Source organism: Candidatus Deferrimicrobiaceae bacterium, from assembly GCA_036504035.1.
Classification (GTDB): domain Bacteria; phylum Desulfobacterota; class Deferrimicrobia; order Deferrimicrobiales; family Deferrimicrobiaceae; genus JANXPS01.
The window spans coordinates 179,766-198,805 of the sequence record DASXVV010000013.1 but is presented as its reverse complement, the minus strand read 5'-3'; the positions used below and the strand labels follow the sequence as shown (position 1 = coordinate 198,805).

Here is a 19,040-nt window from a genome sequence, read left to right as displayed (position 1 = left end):
AGCGACGAAAATACAGGTTGCTTCTGCTTCTCGTCGTCGCGTTCCTGCTGTTCGGCTCGCTTTACCCCCAGTATTCGGCATCCCGGCTGCCAAGGCATTCCGGGGCGATCGCCGAGGCCATCTTCGTGCTTGCCGGGGGGGACAAGAGGATCGTCGTCGGGGTCAAGGCGCTTAAAGACGGCATCGGACGCGAGCTCTACATCCTGGGAACGGGGCATTCCGCCGTTCCCGAAACGGTCATCCCCGGATATGCCGGGCTCAGTGAAGACGAGCGCCGGCGAATCCACCTCGAGGGATGGTCCGAGACGACGCTTGAAAATGCCGTATCGGCGAAAACCATCGTCGGCGAGCGGCAATACCGGAGTGTTGTCCTGGTGACCTCCGATTATCACTTGCCGCGCGCCTACCTCGCGGTGCGAAGCGCCATCCCCGAAACGGTCCGGATCGAAGTGCTGACGGTAAACTCACGCTGGACCGGAAGCGATGCCCGCTGGCGAAAGATCCGGCTGTTCTTCGTCGAATCCTGGAAGTACTGGGGTTACCGGCTTCTTCTGCAGTGGGAGTAGCGCAGGGGCGCGGTCACGCTTCAGGGTTCGAGAAGCCGAATTCCTGGATATTGCCGCACCCGAGCACGCGAACCCGACGTCCCTCGATCGAAAGCCGCCCCTCAAGGAACAGCCTGATCGCCATCGGATAGATCTTGTGTTCCTGAACGAGGATTCTCGCCGCGAGGGTCTCTTCCGTGTCGTCGTCGAAGACCGGCACGGCGGCCTGTGCGATGACAGGACCGGTGTCGATCCCCTCATCGATGAAATGCACCGTGCATCCCGAGAAGCGGGCGCCGTAGTTCAATGCCTGACGGGGGGCGTGCGTCCCGGGAAATGCGGGAAGCAGGGCGGGGTGGATGTTCAGGATCCGGTGAGGAAATGACCGAATGAACAGGCCGGTGAGAACTCGCATGAATCCGGCCAGGCAGACCAGTTCGACCCGGTTTTCCTTGAGGACCTCGACCAGCCGCGCGTCGAATTCTTCCCGGGTCGCGAATGCCTTGTGTTCGACGACGACCGTCGGGATGCCATGCCTTCGTGCGCGTTCAAGCCCGTAGGCGTCGGGCGTATTGCTCAGCACCAGGCCGATGCGGCCGGGAATCTCGCCTCGGACGGTCGCATCGATGATCGCCTGGAGATTGGACCCGCTGCCCGAGACGAGGACTGCGATCGCCGGCAATTCGCTCAACGGCGTTCTCCTCTCAGTTCGACGCGCTCGCTTCCTTTTTTCCCCGAGGCGATCTCGCCGATGACCGACGCCGGGACGCGGAGACGGCGGAAGTGGCGGAGGGCGACGTCGACATCCCCCGGACGCATCATCAGCACCATCCCGATGCCCATGTTGAAGGTCCGGTAGGCCTCGGATTCCTCGATGCGCGCGGCCTCGACCACGCTTTTCATCACGGCGGGGATCTCCCAGCTTCCGCGTTCGATGACGGCCCGCGTGCCCGGGGGAAGGGATCGCGGGATGTTTCCGGGAAGCCCTCCCCCCGTGATGTGGGCCATCCCCTGGATATCGCATTTCTTCAGCAGGGAAAGAACCGGCTTCACGTAGATCCGGGTCGGGCGAAGGAGCTCCTCCGCCACGGTGCCTTCCCAACCCGGCACCCGATCGGAAACCTTCTTCTTCATGATCTCGAAAACGACCTTCCGGACCAGGGAATATCCGTTGCTGTGGAAACCGTTCGATCCAAGCCCGACGAGGATATCCCCTTTACGTACCGACTTGCCGGAGATGATCGCCTTGCGATCGACGGCGCCCACCGCGAAACCGGCCAGGTCGAATTCGCCGCGCTGGTAGACCGAGGGCATTTCCGCGGTCTCGCCGCCCAGGAGCGCGCAGCCCGCCTGCCGGCATCCTTCGACGACACCCGAGACGATCCGCGCCCCTTCGTCGGCCGATAGCTTTCCGGTTGCGTAATAATCGAGGAAAAAAAGCGGCTCGGCACCGTGGACCAGGATGTCGTTGACGCACATGGCGACCAGGTCGATCCCGACCGTCCCCAGTCCGCCGGCCATGGCCGCGATCTTGACTTTGGTGCCGACGCCATCGGTCCCCGATACGAGGACCGGGTCCTTGAACCTGCGGGCGGGAAAGCGGAAGAACCCGGCAAAGGAACCGATCTCCCCGAGAACCTCGGGGCGGTGCGTCGACCTGACCAGCGGCTTTATGAGCGAAACCATCCGTTCACCTTCGTCGATGTCGACCCCGGCGGATGCATACGTAACAGGCTTTTTCATTCGGAAAGTCTCCCTGCGGACGGGCCGGATGACCCATTTGTGAGATGATTAGAATCTAGGCATCGGGTTGCCGATCTGTCAATGATTTTTCCCTCTCCATCCGGTAAGATAATCGGCTTGGCGTCAGAAGGAGAAGATATGGGATCCACGCGCGTGGGAATCGTCATCCTCGGCGACGAGGTGCTCAAGGCCGAGATCCGCGAGGCCAACATCGGATACATGTTGCCCCTCCTGAACGCGTGGGGCGCCAAGGTCGTCCTTTGCGCCATTCTTCCCGACGATATCCAGACTGTCGTCCGCTATCTCAAGATCTACAAGCAAGAGACCGACCTGCTGATCCTGACCGGCGGCATCGGCCCGACCCCCGACGATATTACGCGGGAGGCGGTCGCCCAGGCAGCCGGCGTCCCGGTCGTCCTGGACCCGGAGGCGAAGGCCATGCTCGAGGCGAGGTATCCGACGAAGGGCGAGCCCAATCCCTACCGGATGCTCATGGCGCATGTTCCCCAGGGCGCCGAACTGATCCCGAACCCGATCAGTGCCGCCCCCGGCTTTTTCATCGACCACATGGCCGCGTTCCCGGGCGTGCCGGCCATCCTCCACGGGATGTTCGATTGGGTGCGTCCCCGGATCACGGGAAAGCGGCAGGCGAGCGTCACCTTGTTCAGCAATGCTCCCGAGTCGCTTTATGCCGGCTTCATGGAGGAACTGATGTCGGCCTTCACCGACGTCGGCATCGGGTCCTACCCCATGATGGAGGGAACCTATCGGGTCCGGGTCGTCTTCCGATCCGATGAGCTTGCGCGCGCCCGATCCTGCGCAGAGGTATTCACCGCGAAGCTCGGCACGATCGGCTATTCGATCGAATCCCGCACGGAGGAGCCGTATTGAAAACTTTTCCCGGAATCGTGATCGCCCTCGCGGTTCTTCTTGCCTGTTCTTCTTGTCCCTCGTTCGGCGAGTCGTCGGTGGCCATCTCTTCTGCGCCGCATGGCTGGCGCGAACGCTCGGCGGGCCTGTTCGCATCCCGTCCCCCGATCAGGTTCACCCCCGACAACGTCCGTTTTTCGGGAGAGGCCGATCTGGCAGCCGGCACCGGGGTCTTCTTCGAACGGCCCCTAGCGTCGGCCGGCACGATCACGGGGTTCGATCTTTCCGTTCAGGCCGACGGCTGCAATTTGAAGTCGAACGATTACCACGAGGGCGATGCCCGGTTCCCGATTTCCGTGACGGTCGTCATGGGACAGGATCGTCCGGAATACCCATTCGCGAAACAGGTCGGGCGGTTCTTCGCTCGTCTCTGGAACGGCTTCCCGTCTCGAGGATTGCGTCTGACGTATGTCTGGGGTTGCGGGACGCCGGTCGGATCGATGTTCAGGTTGTCGGATGAAGAAACCGTCTTCGTCGTGGCCGGCCAGGACGAGATCGGGAAACGGATCGAGGCCCGGCGGGTCATCGATGCCGATTTCAAGGCCGCATACGGAAGGGCGTCGAAGGGAACGGCAACCGAGATCCGGGTCCGGTTCGACCGCCCATCAAACGAGAAGGGGAACCTCCGGGTGGCATTCGACCTGAATACCTCCCCCTGACAGGCCCGGTCATTTGACGGACGTCATTTCCTTCAGTAACGCCTTCTGCATGTTCAACGCATACTCCTCGTTCGGGTCCAGCTGGATCGCTTCGGAGAATTGCCGGATAGCCCCCTTGTAATCTTTCCGGAGCATGTGCAGCTTCCCGATTTCATTTCGGACCGGGGCGAACCTTGGTTTCGATACGACGACTTGATCGAACGCTTTCTCCGCCTCCTGTGCCTGTCCGAGGTCCCGCAACGCCAAGCCGATCCCGAACCGGATATCGCCGATCTTGCTGTATTGTTCGGAAACGGAAGCGGCTCGACGCAATTCCTTGATCGCTTCCGCCTTGTCCCCGTTCTGGAGCAGTTCGATCCCCAGCCGGTAACGGGCATCGATGAACCGCGGATCCAGCGCGATCGCGGTCCGATATTCTCCGATGGCACCGAGGTGGTCTCCCATCCGGGAATAGATCCGGGCGGCGTTGAAGTGCTCGAGCCGCGTCCGGATCGTCTTGAGATTGAATGTCGCCGCGGTGTTGGCGGGATTGATCTTGTACGCGCGCCGAAGCTCGAAAAGGGCATCATCGTAGAGACGTTCATAATAAAGGGCGACGCCCAGCACCGTGTAAGCTTCATCCAGATGCACCGACGGAGGGGCCGCGGCGATCACGTTCCGGATAAGGCGGATCGACTGGCCGTTGCGGCCGCTCTTGGCGTAGATCTTTCCCAGCGACACGCCTGCCCTGAAAATGATGTCGTCCCGGTTTCCGGTCCCCCGGGACATCGCTTTCGTGGGCAGATCCAGAAGAATCTCTTCGGCCAGGTCGTAAGTGGCGATGTTCTGTCCGTAGAGATCACCGAGATAAAAACGGGCGTCGCAGTTCGAAGGGTCCTCCTCGACCGACTTCTTGAACAGGGAGAGTGCCTCAGCGTTTGCGTTCCTTTTCAGCGCCTCGCGGCCTTGCGTGTACGCCATCTCGCTCTCGGAGCGACCGGCATGCGCCTGCCAGGGGAGAAAGATCGAGGCGGCGATGATGGCAATAGTGATTACGGTTTTCGGCAACAGCATCCAATTCCCTCCCGACACACAAGAAAATCCATAAAAGATGATTCAGATGATAGTATTTTACGGGCGATCGGGGGTGGGAAATATCGATCGCAATACGGGGTTTGGCAGGGGACGCATGAAAATTATCAGTACATCGTTTTTCGCGATCGCTATCGCGATCGTGTCGCTGTCGGCGCATGGCGAAAGTCTGGGCGAGCAGAAATCACATTTACTGGCCAATCCTCATCTCGATATCCCTTGTGCGTCGTGCCATACGAAAACGCCGATCAAGGGTGCGACGTCCTGGAAGGAGATCCTGGCCACCTTCAAGAAGGATCCGGTCACGCTCTGCTACGAATGCCATCCGGCGGTCGAGACGACCCATCATCCTGTCAACAAGGGGAGCGGGCGCGCGCTGACCGAGGGCCTCCCGCTCAGTGGAACCGGCAACGTCATATGCTCGACCTGCCACAATTTCCACCAGGAAATCGGCGGAAATGCCTTGTTGCGCGGATTCGACACGGGGCGGTACTCGGTCCGGATGGATATGTGCCTTGACTGCCACGGGAAGGATTTCCACACGCTCAACCCCCATCTAGGAGGGGCCGAAAGCGAAAAGTGCTACACGTGCCATGTCACGAAACCCAAGGCGGGTGACAATTCCGAGAGTGTCGCCACCCGGGACAAGCTGAACCAGACCTGCGATTTCTGCCATAACGTCCGAGGAAAGTCCCACCCTCTGAACGTCGATACGCTCAAGTCGCTTCCGGCCGATCTTCCCCGCAACCGGAAGGGCGAGCTGATCTGCGGAACGTGCCACGACCCGCACGGCACGCCGGACACGCTGCATTTCCTCCGCCGCAGCTATGTCGACTTTCTCGAGTCGGGCCGTTACTTCAATCCCCATATCGTCGCCGACTACCGTGGATGCACGGCATGCCACGGGGCAGTCTCGAAGGACCCCGCCGTCATGCGGAAAAATCGTCGATACGGAGGGGATGACCTGCAGCTTTGCCTGTCGTGTCACGGGACGATGGAACCGGACCACCCGGTCATGGTCAAACTCGGGCCCGACATGAAACCGGGGAAGGATCTCCCCCTGACTCCCGACGGCAAGATCACCTGCCTCACCTGCCATGACCCGACCCCGTGCAACGGAAAGGGCATGCGCATGCGCGGTCGCTCAAGCGGTGAGGCCGGTAACGATCTTTGTTTCCAGTGCCACGACAAGGCCGACCTGGGCGGCAGGAACCCGCACAGCTCGATGTCGGATCGCAATTCGTGCAGGTTTTGCCACGACACGATGACGGACCCGAAAAACGAAGAGGCCGCGAGGATCTCCTTCATCTCGAACACGCGCCTGATCTGCCTCCGGTGCCATCCGCAGGACAGGCATCCGACCAATGCCAACCACATGGTCGTGCCGCGCATGAAAATCCCCGAGGTGTTCAAACTGGACGCCAAGGGGAAGCTCACATGCACGACGTGCCACAACCCGCATATCGATACGCGGGTGGCATCCGGAGAGAAGAAGGGGCATCGCTACGTGATCGATGTCAGCGCTTCCGAGATGTGCATCGCCTGCCACCGTCGCTGAAGGAGCCGGCGAAAGGGAGAGCAGTCACTCGTAACGAAGCGCCTCGATCGGGTCCATGAGGGACGCCTTGCGGGCGGGGTAATATCCGAAGAAGACGCCTACGGCGGCCGAGAAGCCGAAGGCCACCGAGATGGCGATAGGCGAGATCAGCGTCGACCATCCGGCGAAATACGAGATCGCCACGGAACCGGCGGCTCCCACCAGGATGCCGATCGTTCCCCCGACGACCGCCAGCACGACCGCTTCGATCAGGAATTGGGCCAGGATGTCGCGCTGCCGCGCGCCGACCGCCATGCGGATCCCGATCTCCCGGGTCCGTTCCGTCACCGAAACCAGCATGATGTTCATGATGCCGATGCCTCCGACGACCAGAGAGACGGACGCGATGGCGCCAAGCAGCAGGCTCATGATGCGCGTCGCCGATTCCGCCACGGACAGCATCTCGGAAAGATTGCGGACCGAGAAATCGTCGGCCTCGCCGTTCGCGATGCGATGACGCTGACGCAGGAGCGCCATAATTTGCTTCTGCGCCTCATCGATGGTCTCGGGGCCGGTCGCCTGCACGAGCACGACACCAACGGTGCCGATGTGCGAGCTTCCCGACACCTTCCTCTGCACCGTGGTGAACGGGGCGATGACGACATCGTCCTGGTCCTGGCCTTGGGGGGATTGCCCCTTGGGCTCGAGGAGCCCGACGATCGTGAAGGGAATCCGCTTGATCCGGACGACCTTCCCGACCGGGTCTTCATCCCCGAACAGGTTTTCGGAGACGGTCTGTCCGATCAACGCCACCTTGGATGAAGCATCGACCTCGGCGTCCGTGAAATTCCGGCCGGAGGACAGGGGCCAGTCTCGCACGTCGAGATACCCCGGAGAGGTGCCCTGGATCATCGTGCTCCAGTTCTGGTTCCCGAAGACGATCGGCCCCGACGCGCGGACGGAGGGAGCGGTCGCTCGGACGGTGGAAAGCTCGGAGATGGCGCGTGCATCCGAGTAGGTGAGCGTCTGCGTTCCGCCGGATCCCATCCGCATGCCACCCGAGGTGACGCTGCCCGGGATGACCATGATCAGGTTCGATCCGATCGACGCGATCTGGCTGGAGATCCGCTCGTTGGCCCCGGATCCGACGGCGACCATCGCGATCACGGCGGAAACGCCGATGATCATGCCCAGCATGGTCAAGCCGGATCGCATCTTGTTGGCGCGGAGCGATCGGAGGGAAACCTTGAGAGCCGACAGAATGTTCACGACGCGGGTCCAGGGCTCGCTGCGATGCGCCGGTGTTCGATCGGGTGGTCGGAAACGATCTTCCCGTCGCGAACCGTTACGACGCGCCGGGCGAATTCGGAGATGTCGGTTTCGTGCGTGACCAGGACGATCGTGATCCCTCGCTCGTCGTTCAAGCGCTGGACGATTCCCATCACCTCTTCGCTGGTGGACGTGTCGAGGTTTCCGGTCGGCTCGTCGGCCAAAAGCAGGGAAGGATTGTTGACGATCGCCCGGGCAATCGCGACGCGTTGCTGCTGCCCCCCGGACATCTGGCTCGGAAGGTGGTGGCTCCGATCGGCCAACCCGACCGAACGGAGCGCCTCGATCGCGCGTTCCCGTCTTTGGTGCGTCGGAACCTGGTCGTAGAGCATGGGCAGCTCGACATTCTCGATGGCGGTCATGCGCGAAAGAAGGTTGAATCCCTGGAAGACGAACCCGATCTTCTTGCCCCGGATTCGCGCCAATGCATCCCGATCGAGACTTCCGACATCATGCCCGTCGAGCCGGTAGCTGCCTTCCGTCGGCCGATCGAGGCAACCCAGGATGTTCATCAGCGTCGACTTGCCGGACCCGGAGGCGCCCATGATCGCGAGGAAATCGGATGTGCCGATCGAAAGGTCGACGGACCGGAGCGCATCGACGCTGACATCGCCGATGCGATAGGTCTTGCTGAGTCCCTGGATCTCGATGACGGGTGTGGGCATCAAGATCGGCTCCTACCGGAAGCCGCCCATGCCCATTCCCGGGGGACCGCCGGAAGCCTTGGCGCCGTTCGCCTTGGCTTCGCCCGTGATGAGCTTATCCTTTTCATGGAGGTCGCCTTTCACGAGTTGGGTGAAGGCGCCGTCGCTGATCCCCGGCTCGATGCGAACAGCCTTGGGGTTGCCGCGGTCGTCGACGACGTAGACTCGGGAACCGTCCCGATCATCTTTCCGTTTCCGGCCCGGTCCTGCCTGGGCGGTGGTATCGGCCTTCTTCTCGGCGGGGCGATAGCGGAGGGCGGCATTGGGAATCTTCAACACGTCGGAGGCGGTCCGGATCAGGACCGAGACGTTGGCCGTCATCCCCGGTCGAAGCAGCAGTTCGCGGTTGTCGACCAGCACGACCACGTTGTAGGTCACGACGTTTTGCGTGACGGTCGGCGAATAACGGACCTGCGAGACCTTTCCGTTGAAGGTCTTTCCCTGCCACGCATCGACCGTGAAAGTGACGTCCTGCCCGTTTTTCGTCTTGCCGATGTCGGCCTCGTCGACATTCACGTCGACTTCCATCCGGGTCAGATCCTGGGCGATCGTGAAAAGCGTGGGGGTCTGGAAGCTCGCGGCGACGGTCTGCCCGACATCGACATTCCGGGAGATGACGATCCCGTCGACCGGGGAATAGATCTGTGTGTATTTCAGGTTGGTCTCGGACGAGGAGAGGGCACCCTTGGACTGGGCGACCGTCCCTTCGGCGCTCTTCAGCATCGCCAGAGCGCTGTCACGGGCAGTCATGGAAACATCGACATCGGATTGCGCCAGGAATCCGGCGGCGGAGAGCTGCTCGTTGCGCTTGAGCGTCCGCTCGGCGTCGGCCAAAACGATCCTGGCCTTCTCGACCTGGGCGGTGGCATTGGCGAGGTTGCCTCGGGACTGGTCGAGGTCGGCCTTGTATTTGGAAGGGTCGATCTGGGCGATGATCTGGCCTTTGCGGACGTGGGAATTGAAGTCGGCAAAAAGACGGGTGACGGTGCCGGAGACCTGGCTGCCCACCTGGACCGTCGTGACGGCGTTGATCGTCCCGGTCGCCGTCACCGTCTCGGACACGTCGCCGCGTTCGACGGATGACGTGCGATAAGGAACCGGTTTGTTCTGCTGGACCCTGTAATAATAGTAGCCGCCCCCGGCCAACGCGCACGCGACCAGGAGGGCGATCAACCCCTTTTTCATCGGATCTCCTGCCAAGCGGACTCGGAAATGTTCTTAACTGAAACCTCGATTCCTTCACGCTCCGGGAGTTCGCCGGTTGCACGCCAGAGCTCGACCAGCGCTGCCTGGTAGTCGGCCTTGGCGAGCGTGAGTGCCTCGCGCGCCGCAGTCAGGTCGGCCTCGGCATCAAGCACGTTGCGGGTCGTCGCCATCCCGAGCGCATTTCTCTTGATGAAGGAAGCGAGGCGGGTTTCGCCCACCTGCACCCCCTTGCGCGCCACCCCGATCTGGCGGAAACGCGTGTCGATCGAGCGGATCGCGTTATTGACTTCGAGGACGATGGAGGATTCGAGCCCTGCCAGGCCGCTGCGCGATTGAGCGGCTCTCAGCCGGCTCGATTGGTAATCGGCGCGGGCCGACCCGTTCCGGATCGGGAAAGTCAGCCCTACACCGACGACTCCGAACGGGTAGCGCGCCTGGGCCACGTCGCTGATGCCGCGGCCCGTATCGCTGCCCAACCCGGCAAGACCGGCCGATCCCTTCAGGGAGAGATCGGGCAACATCTGGTTTTTCGCGACGGAGATGTTGAACTCCTCGTTCCGGATGGAGAGTCGGGCCTTGACCATCTCGGGGCGCTTGTCGAATGCTTTGCCGATCGCGTTGTCCGCGACGAATGGCGACTCGGGGTCGGCAATGGGATCTCTGGAAACGAATGCGTCGTTGTCGGAGGCGTGCAGCAGGAAACGGAGCGTGTCTTCGGCATCGTGGACGGCCTTTTCGGCCTGGAGCAGGTCGACCTCTCGCGTCGCGACGCCGAGTTCGGAATCGAGCAGGTCGATCGGGGCGAGGACGCCGGCCTTCACGCGCGCCTGGTTTTCAACATGAAGGCGCTTGGCCGTTTCGACGGACGCCCTGCGGGAATCGAGGCTTTCCCTGACCTTCAGGACCGTCAGGAGTTGCGTGCATGCCTGGGCTGTGGTCGAAAGCATCTGGGAATACCAGTCGGATTCGGCGATCTTCAAAGCGTAGTCGGCGCTGGTGATCCCGCGTTCGGTCATCGCTTTCCCTGCATTCCGCAGGATCGGCTGCACGATGGAAACCGAGATGGCGGGGGAGACGGAATCGGTGGCCGCCAGGCCGGTATCGTCCCGGGACCAAGTGCTCGAAACCCCGGCCGAGGCGGTGGCGCCGGTCTGCATCAAGGCGTCGAGCGAGAGATTGGAATCCCAGGAACGCGACCGGTTGGTGAAAAAAGAGTCAGGCGCGAGTTTCGAATCGCTGGCCTTGAATTCGATCAGGGCGGAAAGCACCGGATCGTAGATGGCCTTGGCCTTCGACACGGAGCTCCCTGCCAACGCCGGCGTGAAGCGGGCGGTCGAAAGACTGGGATTGTTCAGAACGGCGGCCCGGCCGATCTCGCGCATCGAGAGCGGGATGTCGGCTGAATGGCCGAACGAGGAAGCGATGGACAGGAAGGCCACGCCCAACGGGATAGATTTCAAACGTCGTAAAATAATCGAATTTTTCATGTGGGTAGTTTGTCCATTTGTCAGAAAGTGACCCCATTTTATCCCTAAAAGTTTCCGGAGCGCGCGAAACAGAGAAATTTGATTGCACTTCCCATGGCGGATCGCGATGCGTAAAATGTTACACCTGAAAACCAAACGCATCCCGGAGGTTCCCGTGCGCAAGATATTCTCTATGGCGGTCGTCGTCGGCCTTCTGGCTGCCGGCTTGGCCGGATCCGTCAACGCAGCCCCTAAAGGAGGCAAGAAATTGGTCCTGCTCGAAACGTCCCTCGGAGAGATCAAGATCGAACTCGATTCCGAAAAAGCACCGGTCAGCGTCGCGAACTTCCTGGCCTACGTGAAGGAAGGGCACTACAACGGCACCATCTTCCACCGGGTCATCAAGGACTTCATGATCCAGGGCGGGGGATTCACGGACGCGATGAAAGAGAAGAAGACGGCCCACCCCCCCATCAAGAACGAGGCAGGGAACGGGCTCAAGAACCTGCGCGGTACGGTCGCCATGGCGCGGACCAATGTCGTCGATTCGGCGACGGCCCAATTCTTCATCAATACCGTCAACAACGATTTCCTGAATCATTCCGACGAATCCGCGCGTGGCTTCGGTTATGCCGTTTTCGGAAAGGTGATCTCGGGCATGGAGGTCGTCGACAAGATCCGTGCGGTCCCGACCACGACCCGCAGCATGTTCGATGACGTCCCCGTTCAGCCCGTCGTCATCCTCAAGGCGAAGGTTCTCGAGAAGTAAGCCTCGGCCTTCTGGCGGCAACAGGACGGGGGGACTATCCGCGGTCCGGCTTGATCAGCAATACCGGGCGGCTGGTCGCATGGATCACCTTCATGGCGACGCTGCCCATGACGAGGAGGGAAATACCGCTTCGGCCGTGCGTGCCCATGACGATCATGTCGACGTCTTCATCCTGGGCCACATCGATGATGATGTCTTCGGGCTCGCCTTCGCGCACCACGGTCCGGGCATGCAATCCTTCCGCGATCAACCCGTCCGCGACGACGGACAGGTATCGACGCGCCTCTTCGAGCAGCGATTCCAGGAAAGCGGCTTCGTCCGGAATGCCGCTTTCGGGCAACCGGGTCAACGGATTCACGACGGCCCGGACAAGAATGATCTCGGAACCGGCAATCTTTGCGAGCATCCCGGCGTGCGAGACCGCCTTCTCGGCAAGGGTAGAACCGTCGAGCGGCACCAGCAGTTTTGAATACATCCCGGGCCCCCTTTACAGCGTTTGATAGAAACCATGCCCATTCCTGCGTCAATTATACGCTCTACGATCCGGAGTCGAATCCTGGAGACTTTCCCCTGCTGACCCACCTCGAGATCATCGTGTCTCAAGCGAATGCCGATCACCGTCTCGATCGCGTCCTCCGGGAGGCATTTCCCGGGGTGCAGGGCAGGTCCATCCGCCTGGCGCTGGAACGGGGCGAAGTGTCGATCGACGGTCGAAAGGGGAACAAGGGCGACTTCGTTCGCGCGGGGCAGGTCGTTTCGGTCCGGAGCCTGGCCGAGAATACAGACTGGGAACCCGTCCCCGGGGATATCCCGGGCGCATCGGTCGTCTATAGCGACGAATCCGTCGCGATCCTCGACAAGCCGGCCGGGGTCCAGACCGAACCGGTCAAGGTCCGGGAAGCCGGGACGCTTTCCGGCTATCTCCTCTGGCGTTTTCCGGGGCGATTCGGGTGGTGCGAATCCGCGGGCGGGCCACTGCTTTCAAGGCTCGACCGGGATACCAGCGGGGTCGTCCTCGGGGCCTTGACGCTTGAGGCCTATCGATTTCTTCTCGCGGAGAGGGAGAGCGGACGTCTCATGAAGCGGTACCTTTGCACGGTAGAAGGAATATTCCCGGGGCCGGCCATCCTGAAGGGCGTCATCGAGACGCAGGGAGGGGAGCGGGTTCGCGTTCGGCACGATACGCCGGATCCGCAATCGATCTACTGGACCCATGTCGTCCCGTTGCAGGAGGAGGATGGCTGCACCATCGTGTGCGCCCGGATCGTCAAGGGGCGGCGTCACCAGATTCGCGCGCATCTCGCGGCCGCCGGCTTCCCGATCCGCGGCGATGGGCTCTACGGCAATCGTGAGACGGGAGACTCAATCCGGCTGATGCTGCATGCCGCGGAGGTGACCTTCAACCACCCGGCAACCGGGGAGCCGATGACGGTATCCGCACCGATTCCCGGGGTGTTCGGAATTCAGCGGCTCCCCTGAAGCTGCGTCTCGAGCTGTTGCAGATGCTCGCGATCGCCCGGGAGCTCTACCGTGTATTTTTTATAGAGATCCATGTCGGCCGTATTCACGATCCGGTTCCGCATCGGGTTGGGGAACTGGGAGCGTTTGTCGTCGACTGCCTTGATGAGGGCTTCCTTGGCCGCGATCTTTGCCTTGAGCTGCTCGATCTCGCGGGCGAGCGCCTCGTCCCTGGTCTCGCCGGCATCGGTCGGGATCGGCTCAGGTGTCGCCTGGACCGTGGCGGGAGGGGGCGTCTCGGGCGCGACGTTATCCGCATCCTTCGGCGGCTCCTTGATGAGCGGGACCGATTGATCCCGTTTCGACGCGGGGATCGAGACGGGGTCGTCGGTGAAATGCATGGTTCCCTGGTCGTCGACCCACTTGTAGATGTCGGCGAACGCGGGGCATCCGGCAAACAGCACCGCCACTGCTGCGAATCCGGCGATTCCGATATGTCCGTGCCTGACGGTTTTCGGCAAGACTGCGCTCCCTCGAATATTTTCTGATTCGATTTTATCGCCAAACCGAAATAGTTCTGAAGTTATTTCGGCAGGCTGCCGATAAGTTGTACAGGGAACTTTCCTACCGAACAAGAGGAGGTCACCATGCAGATCACACCCGTCATGTCCGCTCTCAACAACGAACCCGCAGCCCAAAAAGTCACCGACGTATCCACTTTGGTCGTCAAGAAGGCGCTCGACGCCCAGAAAGCCGAAGGCCAGGCGGCGGTCAACCTGATCCAGCAGGCTGCTTCCCCGGTCAACCAGGCGGTCGAAGTCAAGGAGCCGGTCGTTCGCGACGGGAAGGTCGACACCTTCGCCTGATCTCGACCCCCGTACCCGCAGGCATCATGCCGGGGAGACCGCGCAGGATACGTGCTCTCCCCGTTTCCTTTTTCGCCGCCTCGCTTCCCCGATTCGATTTAGAATGAAGCCATAAAGAACGTTCATCGAGCGTGGAGGGGGCAGTGTATGGTTGATTTCATGGACATGGAAAAATCCGTCCTGGTGGTCGTCGACATCCAGGAACGGCTTGTCGGCGCCATCGATCCCGAACTGTATCGCATCGCGTTGAAAAACACGCAAATCTTGATCGAGGCGGCAGGAACCCTTTCCGTCCCGATCGTCGTGACCGAACAATACCCGAAGGGTCTCGGGCGCACCGTGGCCGAGGTCGAGCAAGCGCTCGAGGGCAAGCCGATCTCCCGATACGAGAAAAGCACCTTCAGCTGCGCTCGTGACGAGGGGTTCCTGTCCCATCTCGGTTCCCTGGGGAGGAAGCATGCGATCCTGGTCGGGATGGAAACCCACGTGTGCGTTTACCAGACCGCGATCGACCTGATGCGGGCCGGGTATTCCGTATTCGTCATCGACGACGCGGTGTCCTCCCGTTTCCGCCACAATTACGAGAGCGGACTCCGGTCGATGATCCACGCCGGGGCGGTGGTCTTCAGCACCGAGACCGCGCTGTTTTCCCTCCTGAAACGTGCCGGGACGCCCGAATTCAAGAAGATCTCGTCGCTGCTCAAATGATGCGATTCAATTTTCCCGGCATCCTTGCAATGCTCCTGATCGCGGCTTCTATTTCCTTGACCGGATCGGTCGCCTCCGCTTCCCGGCAGAGCGCCGCGCTCGTCCCGCTTGCGATCTCCGGCGACAACGATGCGTCCCTCCGGAACGGGACGCTCGACCGCGCCATCGTCGACAAGCTTTCCGACCGCTTCGACATCCGGATCCTGTCGCAAGACGGCAAATCCGACCCCGGCGCGCTGGCCAACAAAGCGAGATCGCTCGGGACGCCTTACCTGTTCGAGGGCTCCCTGGTCCGCATCGGCCACTCCGTCTCGATCGAGCTCCGGATCGTGCCGAGCGAGCCGGGCGCGGTCGGGAAGACCGTCGTCGCATCCGCGCTTGACGATGCCGAGGGGCAGCCACCCCCGTCCGTCGGACTTTCCCCGATCTATCGTCGATTGATCACCGAAGCCACGGCCAACCTCAAACTCCGCTTTTTCGGGGACGACCGGGCGGGCGGCAAGGGGCGAATTCCCGGGTTTTCCGGGAACCTGACCCGAAGCGCCGCCTTCCCCGGCAATCCGGTCTCGGCCAGGCTTGCCGATTCGGACCGGGACGGAAAGCCCGAGCTGATCGTGGCATTCCCATCCGAGATCGCCATCTTCCGGATCGACGGCGACGAGCTGGTCGAGAAATACCGGATCAAGGAAGCCGGGACCGGCATCTTCCGGGTCGAGACCGCCGACCTCGACCACAACGGCTTTGCCGAGATCATCGCGGTCCGTTTTGCCGGCGGGCAGGCCATCAGCGATATATGGGCCTTCGACGGGAAAGATTATCGGAAAAAGGTCGCCGGGATCCCATGGCTCCTGAGCCCGGTCGCCCTCGACAAGGGCGGGTCGAATATCCTGGGCCAGGAATCGGATCCGGTCACCTTTTTCAAGGGGGACATCTTCCGCCTGGCATTCGATCGTTACGGTGAAGGCGAGATCCCCGACAAAGGGGGTGTGCTCCCATTGCCGCCCGGCACAGGGCTATATAGCGTGGGCACCCTGAACTCGGGGCAGGCCAAGCGGATCGTCGTGTTCGGAAAAGGAGGGTCGATCTCCTTATACGACCCGGAGGGAAAGGCGTTGGGCACCGCGCCCGAATCGATCCGGGGGACCGATTTCACGCCGGCGGCCGTCTCGGCCGATTCGTTGCGCGAGGGGCCGATCAACATTCCGCCAAGGTTCATGGCGGTCGACCTGAACGACGACGGGATCGAAGAACTGGTCGCCCTCAATAATCTTGTCACGCCCGGAGTATTCTTCGAAAACGTCAAGGTGCAGTCGGGGGCCGAACTGGTTGCCTTTGTGCAGGATGCCGGCACGCTGCGCCTTGCCTGGCGAACCCCGCAAATCGGCTTCGGCGTGACCGACGCCTTCCTCGTCGACGCAGAGAAGGGCCCGGCTCGACGCATCGGCCTGCTCGTTCGGGAAAAGGGCAAATTGCTCGAAAACCTGTCCGAATGGCGAATCGTCTGGATGCGGTGAAGCCGATTGACAACGACGCCTGAATCGTTATAATCTCTTTTCCTTTTGCGTGGCGGTGTAGCTCAGTTGGTTAGAGCATGCGGTTCATATCCGCAGTGTCCGGGGTTCAAGTCCCTGCACCGCCACCAATTTTCCCATTTTTCCCCAAAATCTCGCTTATCGATTAAAATGCCGCCCCCGGCAGCAATCGCATTCTTTTCTTGGGAAAAATATTTCCTTTCATGGTATATTCGGCAGCAATCAGGTTTTGCATTATAGTCGTTGCCGGAGGCAAGCCAGATGACGCCCCATCTCGTGCTGCTTGTTGACGACGACCCTGTATTCACCCAATTCACCAAAAATCTGCTGGAAGAGAAGGGCCATAAGGTCATTACGGCCTTCAACAAGGCCGAGGCCGAAAGCGCCTTCCTTCTGCATCCGTTCTCCTGCGTCGTTCTCGACATCTTTCTGCCCGACGGCAGCGGCGTCGACCTGATCAAGCCCTTCAAGGGCCATTCCCCGACCACCCCCATCATCATGGTTTCCGGGCAGTCCGACGTCGAGGAAGTCGTCCGGGCCATGAAGGATGGCGCCAGCGACTACATCAAGAAACCGTTCCACGGAGAAGAGCTGGCGCTCAAGATCCAGATGGCGCTCGAGAACAGCCAGGCCAAGTGGGAGCTCCAGGAGCTCAAGACCAAGGTGCGGGTCGACGAGGAATATCAGCTGCTGTTTTCCCTGGGCGAGCAGATGACCAAGCTCCAGGCGACCGTCGACCAGGTGGCCAACACCGACATCACCGTCCTCATCTCCGGCGAATCCGGCACCGGCAAGGAGCTGATGGCGCGCGCCCTCCACAAGGAGTCCGACCGGAGCGGTGAGCCCTTCATCAAGGTCAATTGCGCGGCACTCCCCCGCGAGCTGCTCGAAAGCGAGCTGTTCGGCTTCGAAAAGGGGGCTTTCACGGGCGCGCACCGCCGGAAATACGGCCGGTTCGAGATGGCGCAGAACGGCACCATCTTCCTCGACGAGATTACCGAGATGCATCTCGACCTGCAGAGCAAGCTGCTTCACGTGCTGCAGGAAAAGCAGTACTACCGGATCGGGGGCGAGAAAGAAGTCAAGGCCAACTGCCGCATCCTCACCGCCACCAACAAGAACCTCGAGCGCATGGTCGACGAGGGGCGGTTCCGACGCGACCTCTTTTATCGGATCAACGTCGTCAACATCGTGATTCCGCCCCTGCGGGAGCGCAAGGACGACATCGCCTTGCTGTCCGATTATTTTCTGCACCGCTATTCCGAGATGTACAATCGCGAACCGGTTCCCATCTCTCCCCGGTTGATGGAGATGTTTCTCTCCTATACCTGGCCCGGCAACGTGCGCGAGCTCGAAAACAACATCAAGCGGTACATCATCCTGGGAAACGAATCCCAGCTGATCTCCGAGTTCACTCGCAAGCGCGACAACGGCGGATATGCGACCCCGACCGAGATGGATGCCGTCGCCCCTGCGGGGCTCCGCGATTTCCGCGACGAGGCCTATTCGACGGAGGGCGGAAGGTCCACCGCGTTCACCAGCTACGCCCCGACGCCCAACGCGGGACACGCGTCCCCGCCTCCCGAAAACGCGACGCTCAAGGAAGTGGCCAAGCTCGCTCAACGGAACGCCGAGCGGGTGCTGATCGAACGCGTCCTCGGGCAGACGCGCTGGAACCGGCGCAAGGCGGCCACGATCCTCGACATCAGTTACAAGGCGCTCCTCTACAAGATCAAGGAGTGCGGGCTCGACGAAGCCTAGATTCAAGGCAAGGAGCAAATCCGTACCCGTTTTGCGGAAAACTTAAGGGCATAACCCTTAAGTGGCTATTTATGAAGAGGAATATAAAAGACAACGGAGGATCGATGGCCAAGGCCATATGGGCGGTAGCCTGTCCGCTGCTTGCCGTTCTGCTGATTTCGGTGTTGTCCGGAACCGGCAGGGCGGACAACACGGTCGCTACGATCAGCCCGAAACCAGCCAAGGATAACGGCGCGATGCTTCATGGCGCAGACGCCTCCTACCGGATGGGTCCCGAAGACATCCTTCGCGTATCCGTCTGGGAAAACAAGGAACTGACGCTCGACGTCGTGGTTCGCCCGGACGGGAAGATATCGCTTCCCCTGGTCCAGGACGTCCAGGCCGAAGGGCTGACGGCCGGCGAGCTCGCCGAAATCGTGCACAAGCGGCTCGAAAGCTTCCTGAAGGATCCCCAGGTCTCCATCATCGTCCTTCAGGTCAACGCGCCCAAGCTTTACGTCATCGGCAGCGTCGCCAAGCCCGGCCCCTACCCGTTGCGGGGCGAAACGAGCGTGCTCCAGGCGCTGTCCGCCGCCGGCGGCTTCACGCAATTCGCCTCCCCGCGCAGCATCAAGCTTATCCGCGGCTCGGGCCTCAAGCAGGAAGTCCGCAAGATCAACTACTACAAGATCATCGACGAAGGCGGAGAGGGCAACTACCTCCTCAAGCCCGGCGATACGATCGTCATTCCTTAAACCAACAGATCATCCAAGGAAC

At 61.3% G+C, this 19,040-nt stretch carries 20 protein-coding genes and 1 tRNA gene; 12 read left to right on the top strand and 9 right to left on the bottom strand.

What is annotated here, in order from left to right:
- The first annotated feature begins 17 nt into the window (after nt 1-17).
- Nucleotides 18-566 (top strand): YdcF family protein, encoded by a 549-nt coding sequence (locus VGK27_12030; protein ID HEY3490832.1) that lies wholly within the window; start codon nt 18-20, stop codon nt 564-566.
- A 13-nt stretch (nt 567-579) separates the two neighbouring features.
- Here VGK27_12030 and purN read toward each other — a convergent pair whose 3' ends face one another.
- Both purN and purM read right to left on the bottom strand, forming a co-directional pair.
- Complete coding sequence (purN, locus tag VGK27_12025; protein ID HEY3490831.1) at nt 580-1,236, bottom strand: phosphoribosylglycinamide formyltransferase; 657 nt, start codon at nt 1,234-1,236, stop codon at nt 580-582.
- Nucleotides 1,233-2,288: a phosphoribosylformylglycinamidine cyclo-ligase gene (purM, locus tag VGK27_12020; protein HEY3490830.1), complete on the bottom strand. Its 1,056-nt coding sequence runs from the start codon at nt 2,286-2,288 to the stop codon at nt 1,233-1,235. Before purM ends, purN begins: the two co-directional genes overlap by 4 nt.
- 138 nt (nt 2,289-2,426) lie before the next feature.
- Here purM and VGK27_12015 point away from each other — a divergent pair, with 138 nt between their 5' ends.
- Together VGK27_12015 and VGK27_12010 are read left to right on the top strand one after the other, a co-directional pair.
- Nucleotides 2,427-3,179, top strand: a complete 753-nt coding sequence (locus tag VGK27_12015) for a molybdopterin-binding protein (GenBank protein ID HEY3490829.1) — start codon at nt 2,427-2,429, stop codon at nt 3,177-3,179.
- Nucleotides 3,176-3,877 carry a DUF3047 domain-containing protein gene (locus VGK27_12010; GenBank protein ID HEY3490828.1) on the top strand — a complete coding sequence of 234 codons (702 nt, stop codon included), beginning with the start codon at nt 3,176-3,178 and terminating at the stop codon, nt 3,875-3,877. Before VGK27_12015 ends, VGK27_12010 begins: the two co-directional genes overlap by 4 nt.
- Nucleotides 3,878-3,886: 9 nt before the next feature.
- Here the strand turns inward: VGK27_12010 and VGK27_12005 are convergent, their stop codons facing one another.
- Complete coding sequence (locus VGK27_12005) at nt 3,887-4,930, bottom strand: tetratricopeptide repeat protein (GenBank protein ID HEY3490827.1); 1,044 nt, start codon at nt 4,928-4,930, stop codon at nt 3,887-3,889.
- 115 nt (nt 4,931-5,045) lie between these two features.
- On the opposite strand from VGK27_12005, the gene VGK27_12000 reads away from it, so the two are divergent.
- On the top strand, nt 5,046-6,506 hold the full coding sequence (locus VGK27_12000; protein ID HEY3490826.1) for a cytochrome c3 family protein: 1,461 nt from the start codon (nt 5,046-5,048) through the stop codon (nt 6,504-6,506).
- A gap of 24 nt (nt 6,507-6,530) precedes the next feature.
- Here VGK27_12000 and VGK27_11995 read toward each other — a convergent pair whose 3' ends face one another.
- Genes VGK27_11995 through VGK27_11980 form a run of 4 tightly spaced genes read right to left on the bottom strand, consistent with a single transcriptional unit; the run spans nt 6,531 to nt 11,184 of the window.
- A complete protein-coding gene (locus VGK27_11995; GenBank protein HEY3490825.1) occupies nt 6,531-7,754 on the bottom strand; it encodes an ABC transporter permease in 1,224 nt (407 codons plus the stop codon).
- Nucleotides 7,751-8,479: an ABC transporter ATP-binding protein gene (locus VGK27_11990; protein HEY3490824.1), complete on the bottom strand. Its 729-nt coding sequence runs from the start codon at nt 8,477-8,479 to the stop codon at nt 7,751-7,753. The genes VGK27_11995 and VGK27_11990 overlap by 4 nt, the downstream gene beginning before the upstream one ends.
- Nucleotides 8,480-8,491: 12 nt before the next feature.
- Nucleotides 8,492-9,703: an efflux RND transporter periplasmic adaptor subunit gene (locus VGK27_11985; protein ID HEY3490823.1), complete on the bottom strand. Its 1,212-nt coding sequence runs from the start codon at nt 9,701-9,703 to the stop codon at nt 8,492-8,494.
- Nucleotides 9,700-11,184: a TolC family protein gene (locus VGK27_11980; protein ID HEY3490822.1), complete on the bottom strand. Its 1,485-nt coding sequence runs from the start codon at nt 11,182-11,184 to the stop codon at nt 9,700-9,702. Before VGK27_11980 ends, VGK27_11985 begins: the two co-directional genes overlap by 4 nt.
- 181 nt (nt 11,185-11,365) lie before the next feature.
- On the opposite strand from VGK27_11980, the gene VGK27_11975 reads away from it, so the two are divergent.
- A complete protein-coding gene (locus VGK27_11975) occupies nt 11,366-11,959 on the top strand; it encodes a peptidylprolyl isomerase (protein ID HEY3490821.1) in 594 nt (197 codons plus the stop codon).
- Nucleotides 11,960-11,993: 34 nt separating this feature from the next.
- On the opposite strand, the gene VGK27_11970 is transcribed toward VGK27_11975, so the two are convergent.
- A complete protein-coding gene (locus tag VGK27_11970) occupies nt 11,994-12,434 on the bottom strand; it encodes a universal stress protein (GenBank protein ID HEY3490820.1) in 441 nt (146 codons plus the stop codon).
- Between the two features lie 179 nt (nt 12,435-12,613).
- Here VGK27_11970 and VGK27_11965 point away from each other — a divergent pair, with 179 nt between their 5' ends.
- Nucleotides 12,614-13,438: an RluA family pseudouridine synthase gene (locus tag VGK27_11965; protein ID HEY3490819.1), complete on the top strand. Its 825-nt coding sequence runs from the start codon at nt 12,614-12,616 to the stop codon at nt 13,436-13,438.
- On the opposite strand, the gene VGK27_11960 is transcribed toward VGK27_11965, so the two are convergent.
- Entirely contained in the window at nt 13,423-13,938 is a 516-nt protein-coding gene (locus tag VGK27_11960; GenBank protein HEY3490818.1) for a DUF4124 domain-containing protein, read from the bottom strand. The two genes, VGK27_11965 and VGK27_11960, sit on opposite strands and share 16 nt — an antisense overlap.
- A gap of 126 nt (nt 13,939-14,064) precedes the next feature.
- On the opposite strand from VGK27_11960, the gene VGK27_11955 reads away from it, so the two are divergent.
- From VGK27_11955 to VGK27_11930, 6 genes are all read left to right on the top strand, one after another.
- Nucleotides 14,065-14,283, top strand: a complete 219-nt coding sequence (locus tag VGK27_11955; protein ID HEY3490817.1) for a hypothetical protein — start codon at nt 14,065-14,067, stop codon at nt 14,281-14,283.
- A 147-nt stretch (nt 14,284-14,430) separates the two neighbouring features.
- A complete protein-coding gene (locus VGK27_11950) occupies nt 14,431-14,991 on the top strand; it encodes an isochorismatase family protein (GenBank protein HEY3490816.1) in 561 nt (186 codons plus the stop codon).
- Nucleotides 14,988-16,505 (top strand): FG-GAP-like repeat-containing protein, encoded by a 1,518-nt coding sequence (locus VGK27_11945; GenBank protein HEY3490815.1) that lies wholly within the window; start codon nt 14,988-14,990, stop codon nt 16,503-16,505. Before VGK27_11950 ends, VGK27_11945 begins: the two co-directional genes overlap by 4 nt.
- Before the next feature lie 51 nt (nt 16,506-16,556).
- Nucleotides 16,557-16,633 (top strand) — tRNA-Met (locus tag VGK27_11940).
- A gap of 151 nt (nt 16,634-16,784) precedes the next feature.
- Nucleotides 16,785-18,284: a sigma-54 dependent transcriptional regulator gene (locus tag VGK27_11935; GenBank protein HEY3490814.1), complete on the top strand. Its 1,500-nt coding sequence runs from the start codon at nt 16,785-16,787 to the stop codon at nt 18,282-18,284.
- A 104-nt stretch (nt 18,285-18,388) separates the two neighbouring features.
- Nucleotides 18,389-19,018 carry a polysaccharide biosynthesis/export family protein gene (locus VGK27_11930; protein ID HEY3490813.1) on the top strand — a complete coding sequence of 210 codons (630 nt, stop codon included), beginning with the start codon at nt 18,389-18,391 and terminating at the stop codon, nt 19,016-19,018.
- Nucleotides 19,019-19,040 lie beyond the last annotated feature (22 nt).